This window comes from Bdellovibrio sp. 22V, assembly GCF_030169785.1.
GTDB lineage: Bacteria > Bdellovibrionota > Bdellovibrionia > Bdellovibrionales > Bdellovibrionaceae > Bdellovibrio.
Genome location: NZ_CP125854.1, coordinates 1,863,672 through 1,886,725, shown reverse-complemented (window position 1 = coordinate 1,886,725; position 23,054 = coordinate 1,863,672). Strand labels below are relative to the sequence as shown.

Annotated in this window: 20 protein-coding genes; 12 read left to right on the top strand and 8 right to left on the bottom strand. The window is 45.2% G+C overall.

Translation table 11 applies throughout. The features are described 5' to 3' along the window. The 6 genes from QJS83_RS09045 (at position 1) to QJS83_RS09020 (ending at position 6,685) form a co-directional block, all read left to right on the top strand. Positions 1–1,476 carry an ABC transporter ATP-binding protein gene (locus tag QJS83_RS09045; RefSeq protein WP_284608794.1) on the top strand — a complete coding sequence of 492 codons (1,476 nt, stop codon included), beginning with the start codon at positions 1–3 and terminating at the stop codon, positions 1,474–1,476. Beyond that, complete coding sequence (locus QJS83_RS09040; RefSeq protein ID WP_284604181.1) at positions 1,473–2,501, top strand: ABC transporter permease; 1,029 nt, start codon at positions 1,473–1,475, stop codon at positions 2,499–2,501. Before QJS83_RS09045 ends, QJS83_RS09040 begins: the two co-directional genes overlap by 4 nt. Next, complete coding sequence (locus QJS83_RS09035) at positions 2,501–3,373, top strand: ABC transporter permease (protein ID WP_284604180.1); 873 nt, start codon at positions 2,501–2,503, stop codon at positions 3,371–3,373. Before QJS83_RS09040 ends, QJS83_RS09035 begins: the two co-directional genes overlap by 1 nt. Positions 3,374–3,392: 19 nt before the next feature. Further along, positions 3,393–4,463: a phospholipase C/P1 nuclease family protein gene (locus tag QJS83_RS09030; RefSeq protein ID WP_284604179.1), complete on the top strand. Its 1,071-nt coding sequence runs from the start codon at positions 3,393–3,395 to the stop codon at positions 4,461–4,463. Positions 4,464–4,639: 176 nt separating this feature from the next. Next, the gene (locus tag QJS83_RS09025; protein WP_284604177.1) at positions 4,640–4,993 is read left to right on the top strand and encodes a hypothetical protein; all 354 of its coding nucleotides are present in this window, start codon (positions 4,640–4,642) and stop codon (positions 4,991–4,993) included. 12 nt (positions 4,994–5,005) lie between these two features. Continuing rightward, positions 5,006–6,685: a hypothetical protein gene (locus QJS83_RS09020; RefSeq protein ID WP_284604175.1), complete on the top strand. Its 1,680-nt coding sequence runs from the start codon at positions 5,006–5,008 to the stop codon at positions 6,683–6,685. A gap of 30 nt (positions 6,686–6,715) precedes the next feature. On the opposite strand, the gene QJS83_RS09015 is transcribed toward QJS83_RS09020, so the two are convergent. Next, positions 6,716–7,513, bottom strand: coding sequence for an EamA family transporter (locus QJS83_RS09015; RefSeq protein ID WP_470287794.1), 798 nt, complete (start codon positions 7,511–7,513; stop codon positions 6,716–6,718). Positions 7,514–7,758: 245 nt separating this feature from the next. Here QJS83_RS09015 and QJS83_RS09010 point away from each other — a divergent pair, with 245 nt between their 5' ends. Then, on the top strand, positions 7,759–7,938 hold the full coding sequence (locus tag QJS83_RS09010) for a hypothetical protein (protein ID WP_284604173.1): 180 nt from the start codon (positions 7,759–7,761) through the stop codon (positions 7,936–7,938). 251 nt (positions 7,939–8,189) lie between these two features. Here the strand turns inward: QJS83_RS09010 and QJS83_RS09005 are convergent, their stop codons facing one another. Continuing rightward, the gene (locus QJS83_RS09005) at positions 8,190–9,302 is read right to left on the bottom strand and encodes a hypothetical protein (RefSeq protein WP_284604172.1); all 1,113 of its coding nucleotides are present in this window, start codon (positions 9,300–9,302) and stop codon (positions 8,190–8,192) included. A 502-nt stretch (positions 9,303–9,804) separates the two neighbouring features. Between QJS83_RS09005 and QJS83_RS09000 the strand changes: the two genes are divergently transcribed. The 4 genes from QJS83_RS09000 to QJS83_RS08985 all read left to right on the top strand — a co-directional run bounded on the left by QJS83_RS09000 (position 9,805) and on the right by QJS83_RS08985 (position 15,949). Next, positions 9,805–10,857, top strand: a complete 1,053-nt coding sequence (locus QJS83_RS09000) for an outer membrane beta-barrel protein (protein ID WP_284604171.1) — start codon at positions 9,805–9,807, stop codon at positions 10,855–10,857. Between the two features lie 170 nt (positions 10,858–11,027). Further along, positions 11,028–13,619: a ribonuclease R gene (rnr, locus tag QJS83_RS08995; RefSeq protein WP_284604170.1), complete on the top strand. Its 2,592-nt coding sequence runs from the start codon at positions 11,028–11,030 to the stop codon at positions 13,617–13,619. Next, a complete protein-coding gene (locus tag QJS83_RS08990; protein ID WP_284604169.1) occupies positions 13,567–15,168 on the top strand; it encodes an ABC1 kinase family protein in 1,602 nt (533 codons plus the stop codon). The genes rnr and QJS83_RS08990 overlap by 53 nt, the downstream gene beginning before the upstream one ends. A 13-nt stretch (positions 15,169–15,181) precedes the next feature. Continuing rightward, the gene (locus QJS83_RS08985; RefSeq protein WP_284604168.1) at positions 15,182–15,949 is read left to right on the top strand and encodes a LysR family transcriptional regulator; all 768 of its coding nucleotides are present in this window, start codon (positions 15,182–15,184) and stop codon (positions 15,947–15,949) included. Between the two features lie 236 nt (positions 15,950–16,185). Here the strand turns inward: QJS83_RS08985 and QJS83_RS08980 are convergent, their stop codons facing one another. The 6 genes from QJS83_RS08980 to QJS83_RS08955 are packed head-to-tail and all read right to left on the bottom strand — an operon-like array spanning position 16,186 to position 21,909. Then, positions 16,186–16,746: a NifU family protein gene (locus QJS83_RS08980; RefSeq protein WP_284604167.1), complete on the bottom strand. Its 561-nt coding sequence runs from the start codon at positions 16,744–16,746 to the stop codon at positions 16,186–16,188. Further along, positions 16,743–17,972 (bottom strand): aminotransferase class V-fold PLP-dependent enzyme, encoded by a 1,230-nt coding sequence (locus tag QJS83_RS08975; RefSeq protein WP_284604166.1) that lies wholly within the window; start codon positions 17,970–17,972, stop codon positions 16,743–16,745. The genes QJS83_RS08980 and QJS83_RS08975 overlap by 4 nt, the downstream gene beginning before the upstream one ends. 9 nt (positions 17,973–17,981) lie before the next feature. After that, entirely contained in the window at positions 17,982–19,244 is a 1,263-nt protein-coding gene (sufD, locus tag QJS83_RS08970; protein WP_284604165.1) for a Fe-S cluster assembly protein SufD, read from the bottom strand. Further along, positions 19,244–19,996: a Fe-S cluster assembly ATPase SufC gene (gene sufC / locus QJS83_RS08965; protein WP_284604164.1), complete on the bottom strand. Its 753-nt coding sequence runs from the start codon at positions 19,994–19,996 to the stop codon at positions 19,244–19,246. Before sufC ends, sufD begins: the two co-directional genes overlap by 1 nt. 10 nt (positions 19,997–20,006) lie before the next feature. Continuing rightward, positions 20,007–21,464, bottom strand: a complete 1,458-nt coding sequence (gene sufB, locus QJS83_RS08960) for a Fe-S cluster assembly protein SufB (protein ID WP_284604163.1) — start codon at positions 21,462–21,464, stop codon at positions 20,007–20,009. Next, positions 21,457–21,909: an RrF2 family transcriptional regulator gene (locus QJS83_RS08955; RefSeq protein ID WP_284604162.1), complete on the bottom strand. Its 453-nt coding sequence runs from the start codon at positions 21,907–21,909 to the stop codon at positions 21,457–21,459. The genes sufB and QJS83_RS08955 overlap by 8 nt, the downstream gene beginning before the upstream one ends. A gap of 238 nt (positions 21,910–22,147) precedes the next feature. On the opposite strand from QJS83_RS08955, the gene QJS83_RS08950 reads away from it, so the two are divergent. After that, on the top strand, positions 22,148–23,014 hold the full coding sequence (locus QJS83_RS08950) for a hypothetical protein (protein ID WP_284604161.1): 867 nt from the start codon (positions 22,148–22,150) through the stop codon (positions 23,012–23,014). Positions 23,015–23,054 lie beyond the last annotated feature (40 nt).

The window sequence follows — 23,054 nt, the reverse complement described above, 5'->3', positions numbered from 1 at the left end:
ATGACAGTTTCCGCGGTCGAGTTTAAAGGAGTCTCAAAATATTTTGGCGAAGTGCGCGCCAACTCCGATATTTCTTTTTCTGTCGCGCCAGGAACCATTCATGCCATCGTCGGCGAAAACGGTGCTGGCAAATCAACCGCGATGAAAATTCTTTTTGGGATGTACCGGCCCGACGGCGGTCAAATCCTCGTCCATGGAAAGCCGGTGGAGTTTCACTCTCCTATTGACGCGATGGCCGCGCAAATCGGAATGGTCCATCAGCATTTCATGCTGGCCGAACCACTTTCAGCTCTCGACAATATTCTGCTTCAGCAAAAAGGTTCGGCGTTTTCTTTACTTCCGCGAAAAGAGCAGAAACAAAGACTCAGTGAAATTGCGGAAAAATATGGTTTTCACTTGGATCTCGATGCCAAAGTTGAAGATCTTTCCGTTGGTGAACAACAACGTTTGGAAATTCTCAAGATCCTTTCGCAAAACTCCGAGATTCTGATTCTTGATGAACCTACGGCTGTTTTAACTCCGCAAGAAGTTCAAAATCTTTTTAAAAATCTCAATCGACTGCGTGATGAAGGAAAAACAATTCTTATCATCACTCACAAGCTTAAAGAAGTGATGGCTCTTACTGACGCCGTGACTGTGTTTCGTCAAGGCCGTGTCGTCGGCAATAAAGTTACGACTTACACAAATACTGCCGAATTGGCAGAGATGATGGTAGGCCATCGTCCGCAAACACCGCGTGAGCGTAGCACGTCCGTGGATACAGATCAGACGTTGCTTAAGTTCGCTAATGTCAGCGCGCGACTGGGCAATCATCAAATTCAGAACATCCATCTTGAGGTTCGTGCACGTGAAATCGTCGGCGTCGCCGGCGTTGAAGGCAACGGACAAGATGTTCTTATCCGCGCGCTTTTAGATCGTCACGCTCTAGAGAAAAAATCCTTCTCGGGGAGCATCACAGTCAAAGGCTCTTTAGGTTCGTTTCCCGAAGACCGATTGCGTTTTGGCGTCCTTCCTTCCCGCCCCGTTTATGAAAACTTCATTCTAGGACAACAGAAATCGGGATCCTTCGCACAGGGTATCTTTTTAAAACTTAAGAATATCGTATCTGCGACTCAGGATGTGATGAATACCTATGACATTCGTCCCCACAACCCGCATTTGCCTTTTGAAAAACTCTCGGGCGGTAATCAGCAAAAACTTGTCGTCGCACGGACTCTTTTACAAAAGCCTTCCGTCGTCATCGCCGCACAACCCACTCGTGGGGTGGATATCGGGGCGATCGAGTTTATTCATAATGAATTGCGCAAGACACGTGACGAAGGCTCCGGCATCTTATTAATTTCTTCCGAGCTCGACGAGCTGATGGCTCTTTCTGATCGCATCGTCGTTTTATATAAAGGCAGTATCGTCGCCGAGTTCACGCGCGCCGAGTTCAACGAGATTTCTTTGGGCTGTGCTATGGGAGGCGGACAGTGAAGCGCTTCTTGGGTTTTATCATCGGTTTAACTGTCGCACTTCTTTTGACGCTCATTGCGGGGGAAAACCCTTTGAACATTTTCATGATCCTTATGCGAAGCGCGTTTGGCTCTGTCTATGATCTGGGTTTGACTTTATCTTACACGACTCCTTTGATTTTTTGTGGTCTTTCCGTCGCAATCGGTTTTCACGCCGGTCTTTTCAACATCGGCGCGGAAGGACAGATGACGATGGCGGTGGTGACAGCGGCGGCGGTCGGCGTTCTTTTTCCGCAGATTCCTTTCCCTGTGGCACCTCTTGTTGCATTCGCGGCGGCTCTGATGATGGGCGGTTTTTGGGGGGCAATCGTAGGCTGGTTGCGGGCATATCGCGGCAGTCACGAAGTTATCATCACGATCATGCTGAATTTCATCGCGGCAGGGTTAGCAAGCTGGTTTACTCTTAAAATTATTCCGAATCCGCACTCGCAGAATCCAGAGACAGCGCTTGTTTCTAGCAACTACATGTTTAAAGATTACGATCTGATCGCGCGTTTCTTTCCGGATACTCCAGCGAATGCGTCTTTGGGATTCGCCATCGCGTTTGCAATTTTGTTGTGGATATTTCTCTGGAAAACCACGTGGGGCTTTCAATTGCGGGCGGTCGGCTCGAATCCGGAAGCGTCTCATCGCGCGGGTATTTCTGAAAAGAAAGTGCAAATTCTAGCTATGACTTTGGCGGGGGCCTTCGCCGGTTGTGTCGCACTTTCGGAAGTCTTAGGAAGCTCAGGACAGTATCGTATCGGTTTTTCGCCAGACTATGGCTTCATCGGTATCGCCGTGGCTCTTTTAGCAAATAACAATCCTATCGGGATTATTTTCGCGGCTTTCTTGATGGGAGCTCTTCATAAAGGCGCTTCCGATTTAGATCTCGAAACTTCCACAATCACCCGTGATTTTTCCCGCATCATTCAAGCATTGATTATCTTGGGTGTCGCAGCTCAGGGTTATTGGGAGTGGATGAAATCGAAAAGGAGAAAAAGCTAATGGATATGATGGCTCTCCTTTTATCTTTAAGCTTGGCAACACTTCGCTTAGCAACGCCGCTGATTTTCGCTTCAATGGGCGGACTTATGAGCGAACGCTCTGGTATCGTGAACGTCGCCCTTGAAGGCTTTATGCTCACCGGAGCTTTCGCCGGCGCGGTAGCAGGACAATACTTCGCCTCGGCGTGGATGGGTTGGGCCGCAGCTCTTTTTGCCGGACTCGTTATCGGCGCTTTGTATGCTTTGTTTGTCATTGAACTTAAAGCAGATCAAATCGTGACTGGTATGGCCTTCAATCTTTTAGCGATGGGCGTGATTCCATTTCTCACGAAGATTTTTTATAACTCTACGGGCTCGACCCCGGCATTGTTAGTCGAAGACCGTTTTGCTTTTGAACCTCTGTTGATGGCATTTGCCTTAGTCGCCTTGATTAGCTTTTGGCTCTATAAAACGCGCTCGGGGCTTTGGCTTCTGTTTGCCGGAGAACACCCGGAAGCTCTTGTCGCTAGCGGTGTCAGCGTCCGCAAAGTTCGCTGGAGTGCCGTTTGTGCCAGCGGTGCTTTCGCCGCATGGGGTGGAGCCAGCTTGTCTTTGTTTTTAGCTTCCTCTTATTCTCCCATGATGACAGGCGGTCGCGGCTTCATGGCGTTAGCGGCGCTGATCTTTGGAAAATGGAAGCCCGTTCCTGCTTTAGCCGCGTGCCTTCTTTTCGCTTTTGCCGATGCCCTGCAAATTCGTTTGCAAGGGGTTCGCATTGGCGACATGGAAGTTCCCGTTCAATTTGTTCAAATTTTACCTTACGTCGTTACCATTGTGGCTTTGGCTGGCTTTATCGGTAAAAGCCGTGCTCCGAAAGCTTTGGGACGAGAGTAAGAAACTAGTGTGAGGTTTTATGAAACATCTATTGATCAGTTTGATTCTTCTTTCTTCAAGCCAAGTCTTCGCTTGGGGCGGTCGCGGACACGATACCATCTGCAGAGTCGCTTCCTTTTTAGTGAAAGAACCAGGTCTTAAAGAATATCTTCAGCACAAACCTCAGATGATGGGTCATCTGTGCAACATGCCGGACTTCTACTGGAAAAGTTTGGGTGGAGACGCAAACAAGTTAGGAAATCCCACGCACTTTATTGATATCGAAGTGATCGGTCTTCCCGTCAAGGACATCCCAACGGACTACAAAAAGTTGATCGCGGATTTCACCGGCAAGCCTAACAAATTCAAAAACGATGGCTCGACAATCAAGTCTATCCCTACAGAATTCGGATCTTCCTGGTGGAGAGTCGATCAATTCATGCGCATCATTGAAAATTTGGGGCAGCAGCTTGCAAAAGCGACTTTGCCTGCAAATTTCAAAGAAGAACAAAACAACGAGCTTCCATATAACAAGCTTGCTTACGAGATGGTTGTCTCGATGGGTTTGATGGGACACTTCGTGGGTGACAATTCTCAACCGTTCCACACAACAGCGGATTACGATGGCTATGCGACCGGACATGGCGGCATCCACGCTTACTTTGAAGATGCGGTCGTGGGGCAATTCGACGGCGATCTTGATTATCTTGTTTTGAAAGAAGCGAGAGCGATGAAAAATCCTGAGTTTTTGAAACCTGCGACACCGATCGAAAAAATGAAAGTTTTGAGTGTTATCTCTAATACGGAAATCCCAAAAATTTTGAAAGTGGATCCTGTTACGAAAAAGTCCACTCTCGTAAAAGAAAAAGGTATGGAGATCAAAACGGCTGCCGAACGCAAACCTGCTTCCGAGGCTTTCAAGAAAATGAAACCTTTGATCGTGAAAGAAATGGCCCGCGGCTCTGTTTTGTTAGCAAATCTTTGGGACGAAGCCTACGCAAAAGCCGGCAAACCCAAGCTAGGTGCTTACAAATCTTATAAGTATCCGTTCACGGTGGACTTCGTGGCTCCCGATTATTACGACACGACCACTCCGGCAGAGAAAAAGTAAAAATCTGAAAAGGGCTTTCTTCTTGGAAAGCCCTCTCCCATCGCCCGTCTCATTCTGAGAATCGAGCGCCCCTCTTCGGCCTCTGTCTTATCTCTAAACACCCAGCTCTTCAAGACCTGCTCCTCGCGCGGGCATGGCTCTGGCATTTCAACGTCATTGAAACAAAGGAGAGAAAAATGAAAAAGTCACTAGCAATCGCTTTTGCAGCCCTTACTCTTATAAGTTCGGTTAACTCAATGGCTTATGATGAATTCGATTTGGAACACACAAGAATCAGTGCTGCACAAGCTAATCAAATTGAATTAATGATTAAAGATATGACTGAGCTTCAGGAAGAGGTTGGCTTAACGTCAGACGGAAGCACAAATCAAGTCGGCTCTCTCACAAAAATAATTGAAGAAGCTCAAATTATTTATGGAGGTTTATCCGACTCCGCAAGTGAAGACGAAATTGATGCTGCCTGGGCCCAAGTGAACACGCTCAAAAGAACTGCGTGCAAGATCGCCACTGGCCAAGCCAACTGCAAATAACTAAAAATATTTATGTTGAAGATAAAAGCTCCCATTACTTATGCAGTTCTGATCTCGTGCTTAAGCATGGGGGCTTGTTCTTTTAAAAAGAATGATGAAAAAGCAGATAAAATATTCCAGATTGCCGCATCAAAGAATGAAACGGCCCTATGCAAGGACTATCAAAAGAAGTTAGAAAAGGTAGATTTCATTTCACTTAGCACAAGTACAAAGGAAAATGACTTGTGTCTAGTTTGGTTAAGCCTAAAAGAACTTGAAAAAGAGAATGCTATACTTCCTGTTCATAAAGTCGCTTTCTCAAATTTGCTAAATTCCACTACTATCTACTCCGAACAAATTTCACCGGAACAAAAAAAACACTATTTTAAGAACTTTCTAAAATGGGCATCGTCATTTTCGAAGTCTCTGTCAGGACCACCCGATCAACAATTGATTAATTTAAATAATCTGACTGGCAATTACCTCTTAAACGAAATTATTATTTCGGAAGATTTTGTACAAAAAGGTATTTTCGCTCTGGCTAAAACCGATCACTTGTCTATAGACGACTTTGCCCAAGCAACTGAAATTTTGGTTCAAAAAATCACATTGCAAAATTTTTGTACTAATAAATCTCTAGGGCTCATCTTCAGCAGAAAGACCATCAACTCTCACACTTCATATTTGCTACAAATGTGCAGAGCTTCCTATGACCTGCATGATCTCTTACTAAAACGTGCTGCCTATATTGTGCCCATTGATCAAACGGAAGTTCTTACGCTGGAAAATGCTTTGAATACTTCTCTCATAAAAAGAACTGAAAACCTTTCTTGGAAATCGATTACCGCCGTAGTCTCGATGGCTGTCAAACGTACTGACGTCAACTTACTTAAGCTTGCAAAGCTAGCTTATCAAGACGAAGGACAATTGCTTCGAGGTTTGGCATACTCACAAAAGCTACAGTATGACTTAGAAAAGTTAATTTCGGCTTCTGGGCAGCATTTTCTAACGAGCCTGCTGAGCCCAAATGAAATCATCAATGCCTTAACCTTGGAAGAAAGTTCGCATCTTTTTGCTCTCTTCTCTAAGCTCGACGTTGTTCCCTCAGACGAAACAACCCTCATTACTCTAAAAAAGATTAAAGAAACTCGCTTAATTCAGCCTAATTTCTTCAATGAAAAAACTTTATCGGCATTTTTAGCCTTGATAAAAAGCAATACTATCACAGGATTTCAAAATCATTTTGCAACATTAGAACTAGAAAACTTCGAAAGAGCTCTTATTGTTCAAGGAAAAGGGTCGCAATTGATTTTGGATACCCTAACTGGAAACTCCGGAAAAAACCTGCTTATAAATATAAACCCTGGCGGTACAATCCAATTTCTCACAGAGAGAAATTTAGGAAACGCCGCAGACTTAACTTTCTTTGCGACCACTGAACTAATTTTCCGTAAATTATACTTTGATAAACAGATCGAGTTACCATCTTTCAATAAACATAATGCAATTATTTATTCAGTTCCTGGAAAGATGTACTCCATTGCTGCTGAAGCTCTATGGAACTCACTCTTAACTTCAACAATTTCGGCTGAAGATATAAAATGCACAAAAGTGGATCTCTTTCAAGATTGTGACACCATAGTTAATGACGGCATTCGATCTAAATTTGAGCAAGTTATCCGTGCAATAAAAAAGTCCCAGGCTAAAATTTAGTTTTCTAATTTAGATATCAAATGAAAGATTCTATTTACTTGTAGCGGTACTTCCTACGGAGGCGGCGATGATGCACGCGATGGCGGACCACTGAGTGAGTGTTAGATGCTCTTGCAAGAGCAGAATTCCCATGAATGTCGCTACGACCGGCTCTAGACTCATAAGAATACCGAATGTCTTTGCGGGCATATTGCGCATGGCTTTCATTTCCAGAGAATAAGGCAGAGCGCTTGAAAGAATCGCGATCAAGAGTCCCATCGGCCACAAACCGGGATTTTTAATTTGCTCGACATTAATGAAAACCCCCACCGGAAAACTTACCAGCGCTGCGAACGCCATACCCCAAGCTGTGATGACAAGGCTGCCTCCATTCTTCGCGGCCTTTTTTCCGAAGATGATATAGAGACCCCAGAAGACTCCGGCGATAAGAGCTAAAGCAACCCCGGTCATATCCAAGGTCGTATTGGTTTCTCCTATTGGAAGAACAAAATATATTCCGAGTCCCGCGAGCACAGCCCACACGATATCCAGTGCTCGCTTGCTTGAAAGAAGCGCTACGGACAACGGACCTACGAACTCGAGAGCCACGGCCAATCCCAAAGGAATTCTTTCCAAGGCAAAATAAAAAAGGAGATTCATTAAACCTAATGAGACTCCATACGCAGCGATGCTCGGAATGCTTTCGCGGGAAATCTTATGTTTCCAAACCCGGGCGGCAACAAGAAGAAGAACGGCTGACATCGAGACACGTAAAGCTGTTGTGCCCGCAGCCCCTGCTTGCGGGAACAGGTGTTTCGCAATGGATGCTCCAAATTGAATCGAAAACATCGCCAAGAGAATCCACACAATGGATGACAAGACTTGATTTCGCAACGACGTTTTCTCCTCGTTTGCTGTTAGAAAAGTAACAGGTGCGCGCGCTGTCGGGCACTTCTTGTTACTGCGATCTCATCATGAGAATCCATTTTGCTAAGCTATTGATTCGTGGTCGCAAGAATCTCAGAACAGAACGGAGAGCCAGGCACGCTCTTAGCATTAGGGATATGTATACCGCTTGTGACAAAGGAGTCAAAATGACAATCAAGAATATCATCGCAGCAGCAATCATCACGATCTCTTCTTCAGCTTCTTTGGCAGCTACTAAATGTGATCACAAAGGTGCCGGTGGTCTTTTCGCTCACACAAACCCACCTGCAGTAGCTAAAACACAAGTCGCTAAAGGTTCTACGACTACAAACGTAGGTACTCGCTAATCCGCAACCGACACAAATTGAAATGCCCCCAAAAGCCCAGGAAATCCCCCTTCCTGGGTTTTCCCTTTTTCCGGTTTATCGAAACTAATTTCATATAGTTCCGTCTTCTATGGCATCAAAGAATTTGCAAAGAAGATAGGCATGCCGAGTTCGCAACTCAGCCTGCGACCCATTAAAAAATCTGTCGCTTAAAAAATAAAAAAAGCCCAGGGGTTGCCTGGGCTTTTTAGTTTTCACCTTTTCAGGATCAATTACTTAGCGATATCGCCTACGTATTTGAAACCAACAGTGATCATGTTTTTAGTCATGTCTTCAGTATTAGCACCGAAAGCTGCACCAAAATCTCTGTCTTTGATTGAAGTGTAAGCTACATGGTAACGGAAAGCGTCTTCAGCTTTTGGAGTCAACTCAAGAGCCAATGCCCAAGCATCACGCTTGAAGTTGTCTTCGCCTTGAAGTTTGTCTGTAGACATTTCGTACTTCAAGATTGGAGTCCACATACCCATTTTGTAACGAGCTTCTAGGATTGTAGAAGTAGTCTCGTCTTTTTCATCTGTAAGAGCAGTCTTGTCAGAGTTAGCCAAGTACTCTAGGTCGATGTTCAAGTTTTCCATTGGAGCGATACGGAAACCCGCAGCGATGTATGACAACTCATGACCACCAGTCACTCTGTCATCACCAGCACCCATGTTGTAGCTCAAGTATGTTTGGAACATTTTCTCAGCAAAAGAACCCCAGTAAGCAACGCCATAAGAGTGACGTTTGTTTGTTGCAGTCAACAAATCAGAGTCACGGTTAACTTGGTTGTAAAGTTGAACTTCAACTTTGTGGTTCTCAGCAATTTTGTAAGCAGCAGAGATACCAGAAGAGTTTTCTGGAGTCAAAACTGAACCAGTCAAGAATGGATTGATAGTAGCTGCGCCACCGATTCCACCGTTAGCCAAAGAAGTAAGGTAAGTATCGCCATCGTAGAATGCACGACGTTCGAAACCACCAACATTCATCCACAACTTACCACCAGAGAAAGACCAGTCACCGTGATTTTTCGTGATGAACAAGTGCTCAACGAAAGTATCTACAGTCATAACTTTTTGACCAGCAGTATCTTTAGTTGGGTCAAAAGCAAGTTCGCTAGAGAAAGAGCGAAGGTTGAACGCAGAGTCAATAACTGCATCACCTACGTTACCAGAGAAGTACATACGTGCTACGTCTGGAACAAATACAGAAGTAGATTCTACTTCAGCACCTGCGTTGTTGTCGTAGTTACCAGTGTAAACATAGTCAGAACGAACAACGAGTTTTACACCCGCCATTGCCTGAGTTGCTGCAAGAGACATTACTGCCATTGCTAGAAGCTTTTTCATTGTTGCATCCTTTCGTTTCGTTGCAAATCTATGAAACTTTTAAATCCATTAAAAGCTGTAAGCGTATACATAAAAAATGCTAATGAGGTGCTAGTCTAAGATCAACAACAAAAATTTTTGGACCTTTTCCGTTCCACCAAAACCGCGTGGAAAAAATTCTTCTTGTGGTCGCAAAGCCACAGATCCAGTTGATGAATTTTTCGCTTCACTCATCGCATTTTTTTTAAATTTTTATGCCGACGAAATCCGCTCCTGTCGCGGTTTTCATAGAAACAGATCCTCATTTAGCATCGAGGCGTTTCGTGTTTTACTGATGTGGATTTCATACCGTTTTTTGGTCCAAGAAACTCATCAAATCTGACCATTGACGCGAAATTTCAAAATAGAGTGCGGACACTAGATCATGGTCTAGCTTTATACATTTTTTACGTTACACACCTAGACCAAGGTCATAATCTTAACCATACTTAACAACTCAAAACCAATATAAAGGAGTTTCGTTGTGAACGTTTCTAAAATTTTGGCGTCTGTCATCTTTCTTGTAAGTGCATCAGCAAGTGCTGCTGACATTGCAGGAATCACAGTTAACGCCGAGGCAGCTTTTGACTATAACTTTGTGTCCTCAAAAGGCACTCCTATGCTCTACACGGGAGGAGCGACAAACGAGAACTATCGTTTGAATTACGTGCAAGCTCTTCTTAAGAAAGAAACAGACAAGCTCTCTTTCCTGACTCGCCTTAACTACACAACAACTTCTTATACAGATGCAGCCGTTCAGAAGAAAGCCAACTTCGGCACTCTTGATCAGCTTGAGATATTCTACAAACCAGCAGCTAATCTATATATTGGTTTCGGTCGTTTCTTGACGACAATGGGTTATGAGTCGCTTATGAAGTACGAAAACGCGACTTATACTAATACGATTGCCTACCAATCTATCGTGCCTGGTTACGGCGAAGGTCTTCGTGCGAAGTACATCGCTGGCGACTGGCTCACAGCCACGGTGTCGACATATAATCAGACGACTTACGGTGCTTTTGGCGATGACTACACACCGACTAAAACGACAGAGGCTTCAATCACAGGCGTTTTTGCCGGCATCACATGGTTTGCAGGCTACCTTACAGGAACAGATTCAGCGGTAGCGCCAGCTACCGGCAAAGTAGACAAATCTTCTTCCAGCGTTTGGGCTTCTTACAAGTTCACAGATAATTTCGGTCTTGCGATCACTTATGATTCACGCACATTTAAACCTGATGGAGAACACAATCATTGGGCCGATTCAACAAGCGCAGTTTTAACATATGGCCTTGGAATCAATAACTTAGCACTTCGCTACGAGTACGTTCGTGGTGCCAGCGAGATTGGTTACGGCGCGGGAGCGGAAACAATCAACTCTTTCATCCTTGCTGACAAAATTGCTCTGACAGAGAACTTCAATCTTTATGTTGAATACAGAAATGACTCTGCCGATGAAGACGCTTTTGTCGACGCCGATGGAGCGGCAACTGGTTCAGCACACCTTGTAACACTGGGTGCTCTTGCTTATTTCTAAAAATTGACACAACAAAAATAAAAAAGGCCGCCTCACGCGGCCTTTTTTATTTCTTCAGTTACGTTCGCGCCATTTTAGGTCCTGTGCCAATTTTCTGTTTATGGATTTAAGTTCTTTTCCTTTCTTATGTTGTGATACTCTGAGAAAGATAAAGGAAGAACATCCTGACAATGCAAAAGAAAAGACTTCTCAACGGTACAATCAAAAGACATCCTGACGGCTTCGGCTTTTTTATTCCTGATGATATAGAACATCCTGATGTATATATTCCCCGCCATTCGATGGAAGGAATTATGACGAATGATAAAGTGTCCATCGAAGTCTTTCCCGAAAAAGGTACAGATCGCTTCCGCGGCGAGATCATTCGTGTTCTTTCACGCGGCACAAAAACTATCGTAGGCCGTTTTTATCGAATGAACGACCGCCTGGGCGCTATTCGCGACGAGGGCAAAGGCTGGGGTCAAGATCTTAAAATCAAAATTGAAGACTCCATGAACGCCAAGGACAAAGAGCTTGTCGCGGCAGAAATCACGTCCTATCCCGAAGAGGGAAAACCTTTCGCAGGTAAAGTGACAGAGATTATCGGAAACGCCCTGGATCCATTAACGGACATCAAACGCGTCATTCGCTCGAACAATATTCCGCTGGAATTTTCAAAAGAAACTCTTGAAGCGGCTAAACAGTTCGACGAGGTTCCCAACGAAAAAGATTTCAAAGGCCGTGTCGATCTTCGCGATAAAAATCTGATTACTATTGACGGAGCCACTGCGAAGGATTTTGACGACGCGGTTTATGTAGAAGTTCATAACGATGGATTTCTTCTTTACGTCGCGATCGCGGATGTCAGTCATTATGTTCGCGTGGGTTCAGCAATCGATAAAGATGCGTACGAGCGCGGGACGTCGGTTTATTTCCCTAACTATGTCGTGCCGATGCTTCCGGAAGTTCTTAGTAACGGACTTTGTTCGTTAAATCCTCATGTCCCTCGCCTCTGTGTTGTGGCCGAGATGCTTTTCGATTTTACCGGAGACCTCAAGAAATCCGACTTCTATGAAGCCGTCATGGAAAGCAAAGCCCGTGTCACATACGGAGAAGCGCAAGAAATCATCGACGGAAATGACATCGAGAAATTCAGTCACGTTAAAGAAAATATTCTAAGACTTTCCGATCTTGCCAAAATTCTAATGGCCAAAAGATTCAAAGAAGGTTCGCTCGATTTGGAAATCCCAGAAACAGAATTGGTTATTGACGGCGCCGGAGTCCCCGTCGACATTCAACGATCCGAGCGTTTATTCTCTCACCGTTTGATTGAAGAAATGATGCTTGCAGCGAACGTGGCCGTGGGTAAATTTCTTGCAAGCAGAAATATTCCGGCTTTGTACCGTATTCACGAACCGCCAAATGAGCAAGCCATCCGCCTTCTTGAAAAATATCTGGCGAACTTTGGCGGCAAAACAAAACTGGGACAGGGAAAATTACAAAAGAGACTGACAAAAGCTCTTGAAGAGTTTGAAAACCGTCCTGAAGCGCAAATCCTTAACATCCTGACCCTTCGTTCAATGAGCCAGGCGAAGTACAGTATGAACAACGTAGGTCACTTCGGCTTGGGATTTGAATTCTATACACACTTTACTTCGCCGATTCGCCGTTATCCTGACTTGATCGTGCATCGCCTTCTGAAAAATCAGGTGATGCCGAACTCGCAGTATCGCTTAATGAGCGAAGATGACCTTTCTTCGGCAGGAACAATTCTTTCCGCGGCAGAGCAAAGATCGGTCAAAGCGGAGCGCCAAGTTCAATCAATCAAAAAAGCCCGCTTCATGGAAAAATTTGTCGGGCAAGAGTTTGATGGAATGATCAGCTCTGTCGCTAAGTTCGGTGTTTTCGTTCTGCTACGTGAATACGACGTTGACGGACTTGTCCGTCTTGATGATCTTGGCAAAGAGCGCTTCGAGTATGACGAAGAAAATCTTCGTCTTGTTGCCAAACGTTCCGGCTTTGCTTACAGCATTGGCGACATGATTCGCATCCAAGTCGCCGCTGCAGATCCTGAACTAGGCCAGATCAACTTCGTTCTGTCCGGCGTTGAGAAAGAAGAAATGGACGAAGAGGATGATCGCACTGCTGCGGAAATTTCAGCAGAAAAGCTCCTCAAGAAACTTCACAAACAAGATCGTCCGCGCACTGGGGAAGGTCCTCGTAAAGAGGCCCGTCACGGCCGAGGCCGAGATCGAGACCGCGACAGGGAAGAGCGCGGCCCACGCCGTGAACGCGACCGTGATGGCGAACGCGAGCGTCGCGGTCCTGGCGGCGAAAAATCTTTTAAAGAAAAGTCTTTCAGAAAAGATCGCGATCAGAAATCCAAATTCTTCCGCGACTCTCGTCAGGACAAAGAAGGACAAGCGCAAAAGTTGCAAAAACTCGAGCGCCAAGCGAAGTTCAGTCCACCGGAATCTCGCGATGGCGAGCGCCGAGGACCTGACCAAAGCTTGCTTGATATGATCCTTGGTCCAGAGAAATATCGTCGAAGAGATGAAGACACCTCTTCTAAAGACAAGCCCAAGCTCAGTAAAAAATTGATGTTTGCCGAACAGTCTAAACTCCGAGATAATAACGACTATTCGGAGAAGAATAGTGACAGCCTTAAAGACCGGAAGCCAGATCGGAAAGACTCTCAAAAACGCGGGAAGACTGAGAACGATCGTCGGAGTGTTCGCAAAGCACGGGTTTCACCAGGTCGCGGAAAAGGTAAAGCTCGGTAAGTTCATTATTGAAAGACTTAACACGGCCTCTGACATCGAAAGACTTTCGATGCCAGAGCGTCTGCGTATCAGTTTTGAAGAGCTCGGTCCCACCTTCGTAAAACTTGGTCAGCTTCTCGCGTCCCGTCCCGATTTAGTTCCCGACGAATATGTCGCTGAATTCGAAAAACTTCATGATCGCGTGCAGCCTCTTTCATTTGAAGTTGTTGAATCCGTCTTAAGAGAAGAATTTGGCAATTCGCTTTACCAAAAGTTCGAAAGTATTGATCCGACTCCGCTAGGCTCTGCCAGCATCGCTCAAGTGCACAAAGCCCGCCTCGCAACGGGCGAAGACGTTGTCGTTAAAGTACAGCGTCCAGGAATTATTCAAACTATCAACGACGACTTAAATGTCCTTTACCTGCTCGCCGATCTGCTTGTGACGTACGTACCAGAGTCACGCCCGTACAATCCTACCGGCATCGTCGACGAATATTTTAGAACTTTAGAGCTGGAGACGAACTTCGTTGTCGAAGCGAATAATATCCGTCGCTTCCAAGAAAATTTCGCCGCAGACGAACACATCAAAATTCCTAAGGTCTATTTCGACTTAACGACAGAGCGAGTACTTGTGATGGAGCTGCTTCCCGGCATTCCCCTTTCGCAGGAAGGTTCTTTACGCCAAGAAAACATTGATCCTAGCGAAGTCATTCGCCGCAGTCTTCGTGCCTATCTAAAAATGGTCTTCGAAGACGGTCTTTTTCACGGGGATCTGCACGCTGGAAATTTCTTTGTTCTTCCCCAAAATCAAATTGGTTTGATTGATTTCGGCGTGGTAGGCCGTTTGAATGTGCGCACTCAATCCGCTATCGCCAATATGCTTTTAGCTCTATCCAAGGAAGATTACGAACGCTTGGCCTACGAGTACGTGGATCTTGCGCCTTTCACGGATCGGGTGAACGTCGACCTCTTTGCCAAAGATCTGCGCGAGTTGATTGCGCCTTATTTCGGATTAACTCTTAAAAACGTGAATCTTGGAAAAATCCTGATGAAGTCTTCAGGCATCGCGGCTCGACATCATTTGCATGTACCGACCGATTTGATGCTGTTCTTTAAATCCATCGTTTCCATTGAAGGTATGGGCCGCAAGATTCAAAAGGACTTCGATTTCCTGCAGTACTCTTTGGAATTCGCCGGAGATTTGGCCAAGACTCAATACGGCCCCCAGCGCGTGATGAACGACATGACACAAATGGCGCGAGAATCGAAAGCGTTTTTAAACTCTTTACCGCGCCAACTGAACTTCTTTCTTAGAAAAGTAAACAGTCCCGACCATGCCTTTCGATTAAAAGTCGGTGAAATTAAAGAACTGAAACGCTCTGTTGAAAGCTCCTCGAATTTACTTTTCTTAGGCGTCATTATCGCAGCTTTGATCCTTAGTTCTTCTTATATTTTTGTACACGATACCGTCAGCCATATTGCAGGCGTTCCGACAATCAGCTTTATCGGTTACGCCCTCGCCATTATTCTTGGCATGATCGCCTTCTTGAATTACATCCGAAAACCTTGAGCGTGGAGACTTGATGCAACAACTTTATTACGAACTCAGCGTCCTTGCTAAAGCCGTTCACTTTAAAAATCTTTCTGCAGCGGCCTTGCATGTCGGCCTCAGTCAACCGCAACTTTCCCGTATTATTGCCAAGATTGAAGATGAATTAAAAATCGTTCTCCTCGACCGCTCCGCAAAACGTAAATCGGGCTGGACGACAGTGGCGTTTCAACTTTCCGAGATCTTTGAAAAATCCACGCGTCGTTTGGAAACAGAACTGCAAGGTATCAGCAACAACCAAATGGTCGCCGAACTGCACATCGGAACTTTGGAAGGCCTTTCTGATTTCGCGCTCAACACTTCGAAACTGTGTTTTGAAGAGGTCGGCGTAAAAAAGATCACGCTCGATATCTTCGACCTTAACGAACTGGAAGCCAATTTCCTTTCCGGGAACTTGGATTTGATTTTCACGTCCAAACAGCCGGGACGTCAGAAATTTAAATATCTGACAGAGTTGGGATTCCAAAAACTTGAGAACATCGAAACGTCGAAGAAGTTCAATGTTCTCAGCACGTTTGAGTACGGACGTGCGAATAAGAAAGAACTCGAAACCTTCCCGCATCTTTTTATTTCTAACTCTTTGGCGATACGCCGCTCATGGTTTGACAAAATTGGCGGCACAGGACACTTGCCGACAGAAGCAAAAAAAGGAAAGGCGAAAGACGCGGAACCAGTTCTTATGATCGGCTCCGAACTTTTAAGCCCGGTCCTCTGGGAAAATATCACAGGAGCTTTGGACTAAAAAAGATGCCAGGCCCTATTTACGACTGGTAACATTGCAAGCTTCCGGCAAACGAGGCCAAGATCTTTTGGGGAATTCTGCGATTCTCGCCAGTCGCCCGGAAGACACCTGGGAGGCCGTAGCCCCCGAAATGAAACGAGCCGCCGAAGAGCAGCTCGGTGATAAATCCCGTCGCTAAAAAAAAAGCCCCACCATTTCTGGTAGGGGCTTATGCCGGTACATTCTAAATTAAGATATTAAACGGGAATGACTTCGATTTCGGGATTGAATTGATCTCTTAGAATTCCTTCAATCGCCATCAATGTGCCGGAAGTTGCGCTTGGGCAGGTACCGCACGCGCCTTGATAGAATACGTAAAGTTTATTGTCTTCGTATTTCACAACATCCAAGTCACCACCGTCGCCCTGCAAGCCAGGACGAACCGTGTGATCCAGGATTTCTTCGATCTGTTGCACTTCAGCAGGAAGATTTGCTCTGCGCATTTTCTTTTCGTCCATCTGTGTTTGATTCGGATTGTGCGCCGGCATGCGAGTTTGGATCACGGCACATACGTTTTTTTGAATTTCTTCCGGATCGTCATCAAAATTGTGCGTAATCGTAATAACGTTCTGGAAGAAATGCACTTGGCGCACGCCAGGAACCTGAAAAAGGGCTGAAGCCAAGAGCGATTGGTCCGCTTCTTTCGCATCGGCGTAAGTCGCTTTGCCTTCATTCAATACCGGACGATCAAGGACAAATTTCCATGCGTTCGGATTTGGCGTTGCTTGAATTCTGATAAGTACATCTTGGGTGCTCATAACAACATCTCCCGGGCCTTCACCACGGCTTTTACTAAACGATCAATATCTTCTTTATTATTATACACGGAAATAGACGCGCGCACTGTGCCTGTGATTCCGTAGCGGGCCATTAAAGGCTGGCAGCAGTGATGGCCCGCACGAACAGCCACACCTTCTTGATCCAAAATCTGACCAACGTCAGAATGGTGCGCACCCTGCAAGTTAAAGGAAATAATAGGGCCTTTATTCGCAGAGGTTCCGAAGATTCTCAAATCCGGAATCGCCTCAAGTTTGCTGGTTGCATACTCTAAAAGATTCGCTTCATAAGCATGAATATTTTCAAATCCAATTTTAGAAACAAAATCAATCGCCGTGTGCAGACCGATCGCTCCCTCAACATGTGGAGTGCCCGCTTCAAAGCGGTGAGGAACATCATTATAGGTCGTTTTCGCAAACGTTACCTTGGAGATCATCGCGCCGCCACCTTGATACGGAGGCATTTGATCTAAAACTTCACGCTTGCCGTAAACAACGCCGAAACCAAAAGGTCCAAAAAGTTTATGCGCAGAAAGCACAAAGAAATCACAATCGATAGCTTGCACGTCCACAGGAGTCTGAGAAACGATTTGCGCTCCATCGACAAGGACTTTCGCACCCACAGCATGCGCCCACGCCGTGATCGTTTTCATATCTGTATTTGTGCCCAATGTGTTTGAGCACGCCGTAAATGCAACCATCTTAACTTTGGAAGTCAGTTTCTTTTTCAGATCTTCCATATCAAGTTCGCCATTGTCATGAATCGACACAGCGACAACCTTCGCGCCCATTCTTTCGGCGATCATTTGCCAAGGAACGATGTTCGCGTGATGTTCCATTTCTGTCACAAGAATTTCATCACCGGCTTTGAGATTCGCCACCCCCCAGGAGTGAGCCACCAAGTTGATGCCCTCTGTTGTACCGCGAACAAAAATAATTTCTTCCGACTGCTTGGCATTTAAAAACTGTGCAATACGCAAACGTGCAGCTTCAAAATGTGAAGTCGCGAGGTCACTTAGATAGTGCGCTCCGCGATGCACATTCGAGGTCTCGAACGAGTAGAAGTGCGTGATACGGTCAATAACAGACTTGGGCTTCAAAGAGGAAGCCGCTGTATCAAGATACACAATATCTTTGCCGTGCGCTTTTTGCGTTAAAGCGGGAAATTCACTTCTGACTTTGGCAAAGAGTTCATTGAGTTTTTCCATAAACTCCTCCTAGCGAGATCCCGTGCTCAGTTGCGAAAACACTTCATCCAAATGGCGCTTCAACCATTTTTGAATGTCATCGTTCGAGATCTTTTCAATCACTTCCGCGAGATATCCATAACTCATCATATGGATGGCTTTCTTTTTAGGGATTGCACGCGAAAGCATATAAAATAATTCTTCTTCATCCAACTGACCCACAGTTGAACCGTGAGCCGCTTTAACGTCATCAGCATAGATTTCAAGAGCTGGACGGCTGTCTGCCTCGGCCTTTTTGCTCAAAAGAAGATTGTTATTCAATTGCGCCGAGTTCGCTTTTTGCGCGCCCTTTTGAATCAACACTTTACCGGTAAATGCAGCTCGTGACTCGCCATCAAGAATGCCTTTGTAAAGCTGATTGGTATTGCACTCGCCCACTTGGTGGTCGATCAAAGTCGTATTATCGACATGTTGTGAACCCCGGACGGCATAAACACCCAAAACCTCGGTAGAAGAACCTTCCCCTTTTAGAGAAACTTCTAAGGAGTGACGAGACAATCCCGCACCTGTTGCAAAAGCCAGGCTTTCCACGTTCGCGTTTTTTTCAATGCGCAATCGAGTGCGCCCGATGTTAATTGCATTGTCGGAATCGGCTTGAACGCGCACGTAAGAAACTTTTGCGCTTTCACCGACGTGCAGATCCAAAACAGAGTTTACGAAATAAGAAACGCCAGCGTTGCCATAGTGACTTTCAAGAATGCGAACAGAAGATCTTGCGCCTATGTCCAACGAGATACGTGGATGCACCATCAGCGCAGGCCCGCCTTCAACAGAAGTAAAGAAAACGAAATTCACAGGTTTTTCCACAGACGTTTCTTTAGCTAAAGCCGCAACAAACGGTTTAGACAAATAAGCGCTGTTCAAAGCATCAAAGGCATCATCAAAATGCGTTGGATATTCTGAAAGCTCGCGCAACGTAAAACCTGCAGGTAATTCGTCGGATAAAGTTTTATTCAAAACGCCGTTAAAGAAAACGACGTTACAGAAATCCGCATTAAGATGCTTACGGATTTCGGTCATTGTTTCATGACTTGGCTCCACGGGATTAAAAGCACTTGGCATGAAGTTCACTTCACCCAAAACTTTCACGCTGGTGTAGTGCCACTCTTCATCTTTACGAGTGGGAAGCCCCTTTTTAAGAGCATAGTCATATCCTGCCTGACGGAAGGAAGCCAAAGCCCCTTCTGCAGGCTGAACCTGACTGAATCTGTCGTAAGTAGATAACAAGTTCATTAGTTCACCAACCAGTCATAACCTTTTTCTTCAAGTTTCAATGCCAAGGAAGCGTCACCTGTTTCGATAATTCTTCCGTTCGCCAAAACGTGAACAAAGTCCGGCTTGATATAATCCAAAAGTCTTTGATAGTGCGTAACCAAAACAATCGCATTGTCCTTGCGACGAAGTTTGTTCACGCCGTCTGCGACGATTCTCAAAGCGTCGATGTCCAGTCCTGAATCCGTTTCATCAAGCAAAGCCAAACGCGGAGACAAAACCGCCATTTGCAAAATCTCATTACGTTTCTTTTCGCCGCCCGAGAACCCAACATTCACAGAGCGATCCAAGTATTCAGGCTTCATATTTACTAATTTCATTTTCTGATAAAGGAATTCTCTGAACTCCCCTTCAGGCATTGGCTCAGAGCCTTGGTGTTCCAGGATAGAGTTGAAAGCCGTGTGCAGGAATGTGAAATTGGAAACGCCCGGAACTTCAATCGGGTATTGGAAAGCCAGGAAGATGCCCTCTTTCGCTCTTTGATCCGGTTCAAGATCCAAAAGATTCTTCATTTGGAAGTTGATTTCGTAATTCACTTCACCGGAAGTCACTTCGTACGCCGGATGGCCCGCAAGAATCTTCGACAATGTCGATTTACCAGAACCGTTCGGTCCCATGATCGCATGCACTTCGCCTGCTTTCACAGTAAGATTCAAACCTTTAAGGATTTCTTTATCTTCAATTTTTGCGTGGAGGTTTTTTACTTCTAACATTTCTTTATCCTTAACCAACAGAATTTTCTAATTTCATTTCGATCAATTTCACGGCTTCAACGGCGAACTCTAGAGGAAGTTCTTTAAAAACTTCCTTACAGAAACCGTTCACCAGCATGGAAATGGTTTTTTCCATATCCATCCCGCGTGACTGCAAATAAAAGATCTGATCTTCACTGATGCGCGAAGTAGTCGCTTCGTGCTCAATCTGAGCCGTCTTATTTTTAACTTCAATATATGGATACGTGCTAGCACTGCACTTATCGCCGACAAGCATGGAGTCGCACTGAGAATAATTACGCGCGTTTTCCGCTGAAGGCATGATCTTCACCTGACCACGATAAGCATTCGAAGATTTATCTGTCGAAATACCTTTGGAAATAATCGTGCTCTTTGTGTTCTTACCGATATGGATCATTTTTGTTCCGGTATCGGCCTGCATAAGATCATGGGTCAAAGCGACAGAGTAGAAAGCGCCTTCAGAGTAATCCCCTTGCAAAATACAAGATGGATACTTCCAGGTAATCGCCGAGCCTGACTCCACTTGAGTCCAAGAAATCTTAGAGCGTTTTCCAGCCGCTTTCCCACGCTTCGTAACGAAATTGTAGATTCCGCCTTTACCTTCTTTATCGCCCGTGTACCAGTTCTGCACAGTCGAATATTTGATCTCGGCATCATCAAGAGCAATCAACTCTACAACAGCCGCGTGCAATTGGTTTTCGTCACGCTGAGGCGCTGTACAGCCCTCAAGATAATTCACGTAACCGCCCTCATCACAAACAAGAAGAGTTCTTTCAAACTGTCCTGTGTCCGCTGCATTGATACGGAAGTACGTTGAAAGATCAATCGGGCAACGAACTCCCTTAGGGATGTAACAGAAAGACCCATCTGTGAAGACGGCCGCATTCAAAGCCGCATAGAAATTATCTGTGTAAGGCACAACAGATCCCAAATACTTCTTCACAAGGTCAGGATGTTTCTGGATCGCTTCAGAAATCGAACAGAAAATCACGCCCGCTTTTTCCAAAGTTTCCGTATGAGTCGTACCCACAGAAACAGAGTCAAAAACCACATCGACGGCAATACCGGAAATACGTTTTTGCTCGGACAAAGGAATGCCCAGCTTTTCAAAAGTTTTAATCAACTCTGGATCTAAATCGTCCAAAGATTTTGGTTTGTCAGCTTCTGATTTTTTCTTCGGAGCTGAGTAATAACGAATATCTTGGAAGTCGATTTTAGGATACGAAACAGCCGCCCACGTTGGCTCAACCATTGTCAGCCAATGACGGAAAGCTTTAAGACGGTATTCCAACATCCATTCAGGTTCATTTTTCTTTTGCGAAATCAAACGAATGATATCTTCGTTCAAACCTTTTTGAACTTCATCTGTTTCGATATCCGTCGTGAAACCGTATTTGTATTCGTAGCTCTCTTCAAGAGGGCTATTGGAGGGCTTGTTATTATCCATGAGCCTCTACCTCCGCTGACTTCTTGCCAGTTGCTGATTTCTCCACAAGGAGTTCTTTCAAGCTTAAGCTCTTGTAGAAATCCGTGAGTCGATGATTGAGATGTGTAATAGGAGAAACAATGTTGCACGTTCCCTGAATTTCACAGGGAGCTTCTTTGTGCAGGCACTTCACTAAAGCCGTCGGGCCTTCGATAACCTCGACCAGATCGTGAATAGAAACTTTCGCAAGATCCTTCGTGATTTGATAACCACCGTTCGCGCCATATTCCGCGCGCAGAATCCCGCCTTTTTGTGCCATCTGTTGCATTACTCGAGCTGTCGCATCAAAAGGAGTATGAAATGCATCCGAAACTTCTTTTGCAGAAGTTAATTCACCGGGAATTTTTTGACTCATGTACTTTAAAGCCATGAGCGCGTATTCGAGTTTGCGGTTGATTTTATTCATAAATTCTCACTTCAGTGGGCGCTGCTTCAGTTCCGCGGCCCGCCGCTCCACTCTGCCGGCATCCGCCGATTCGTGCGTCCACACTGCGGGCTATCGCCCGTTTCTAAACGAAAGTGTAATGAAAAACAAGACGAAATACGCCTAATTTTAGCGTATTTAAGTCTATGACAGAAATCTTTGCTTAAGTTTTGAAAAAATGTGCTGATTTCAAAGCCTTAGAGTGCTATACGAAGGTCTTATGAGAATTCTTTTCATTACCATCGGCAGCTTCATTGTTCTTGGCGTTCTTATCTTGATGGCCCGTATTTGGGGCTTAAGTCAGAACTTTCCTGTTTATGACCACGCCTTTTTTACTGGCCCCACTCCATTGATTATTGTCAAAGTGGACACTCTGCCAAAAGCGCAAGAAGTGGTGAAAGCAAAGCCTGACGCGGTTTTGTGGGTGGATGTGCGTTTCTCTCGCGAGAAGGTTCCGTTCATTCTTCCGGCGTCTCGTGATCGTGAATTTCTGGATATGAAGCGTGAGCTTCAGGAAAAAAATCCATCCACGCCGATCCTGATTGGCGCAAAACTTTCCGAGTATCCTTGGGAGCAGATCAACGAGTTTTACAAAACGACTCCGGCTTTAAAAGAACTCTACGAACAGTTTCCGACAACTCGTTTTGTTCTAAATATCGTCGATAATGTTGCTGACGTGCACACGGAGCTAGTGAAAACCATTGAAGACTTTAAACCAAATGCACGCACTCTGATTCAGAGTGAAGCTCTGGTTATTCTGACGTCTGTCAAAGAGCTGAAGCCGGAGTGGGTTTACGGAACAAGCACACCCGATATCATGCGTCTTCTCACTTTTGATTCGCTTTATATTTTGCCTTCGACGCAGTTTATGGGCGACGTTTTTATTGCACCGTTCATTCTAAAAAAGAGACCGGCCATCAATGAGAACGTGATCGCAGAGATGCGTCGACGTAACAAAAGAATCTTCCTAGGCCCCATCGAAAATACAGCGCAACTTGCTGAGGCGAGTCGCTATAAGGCCGAAGGATATATCACAGAGAATCTTGGCGAATTGCAGCGCCTTCTCGACCAAGGCCCTGCTCAATAGGTTGAACTCATCTGCATTTGGGCATATCTTTTTACTCTAA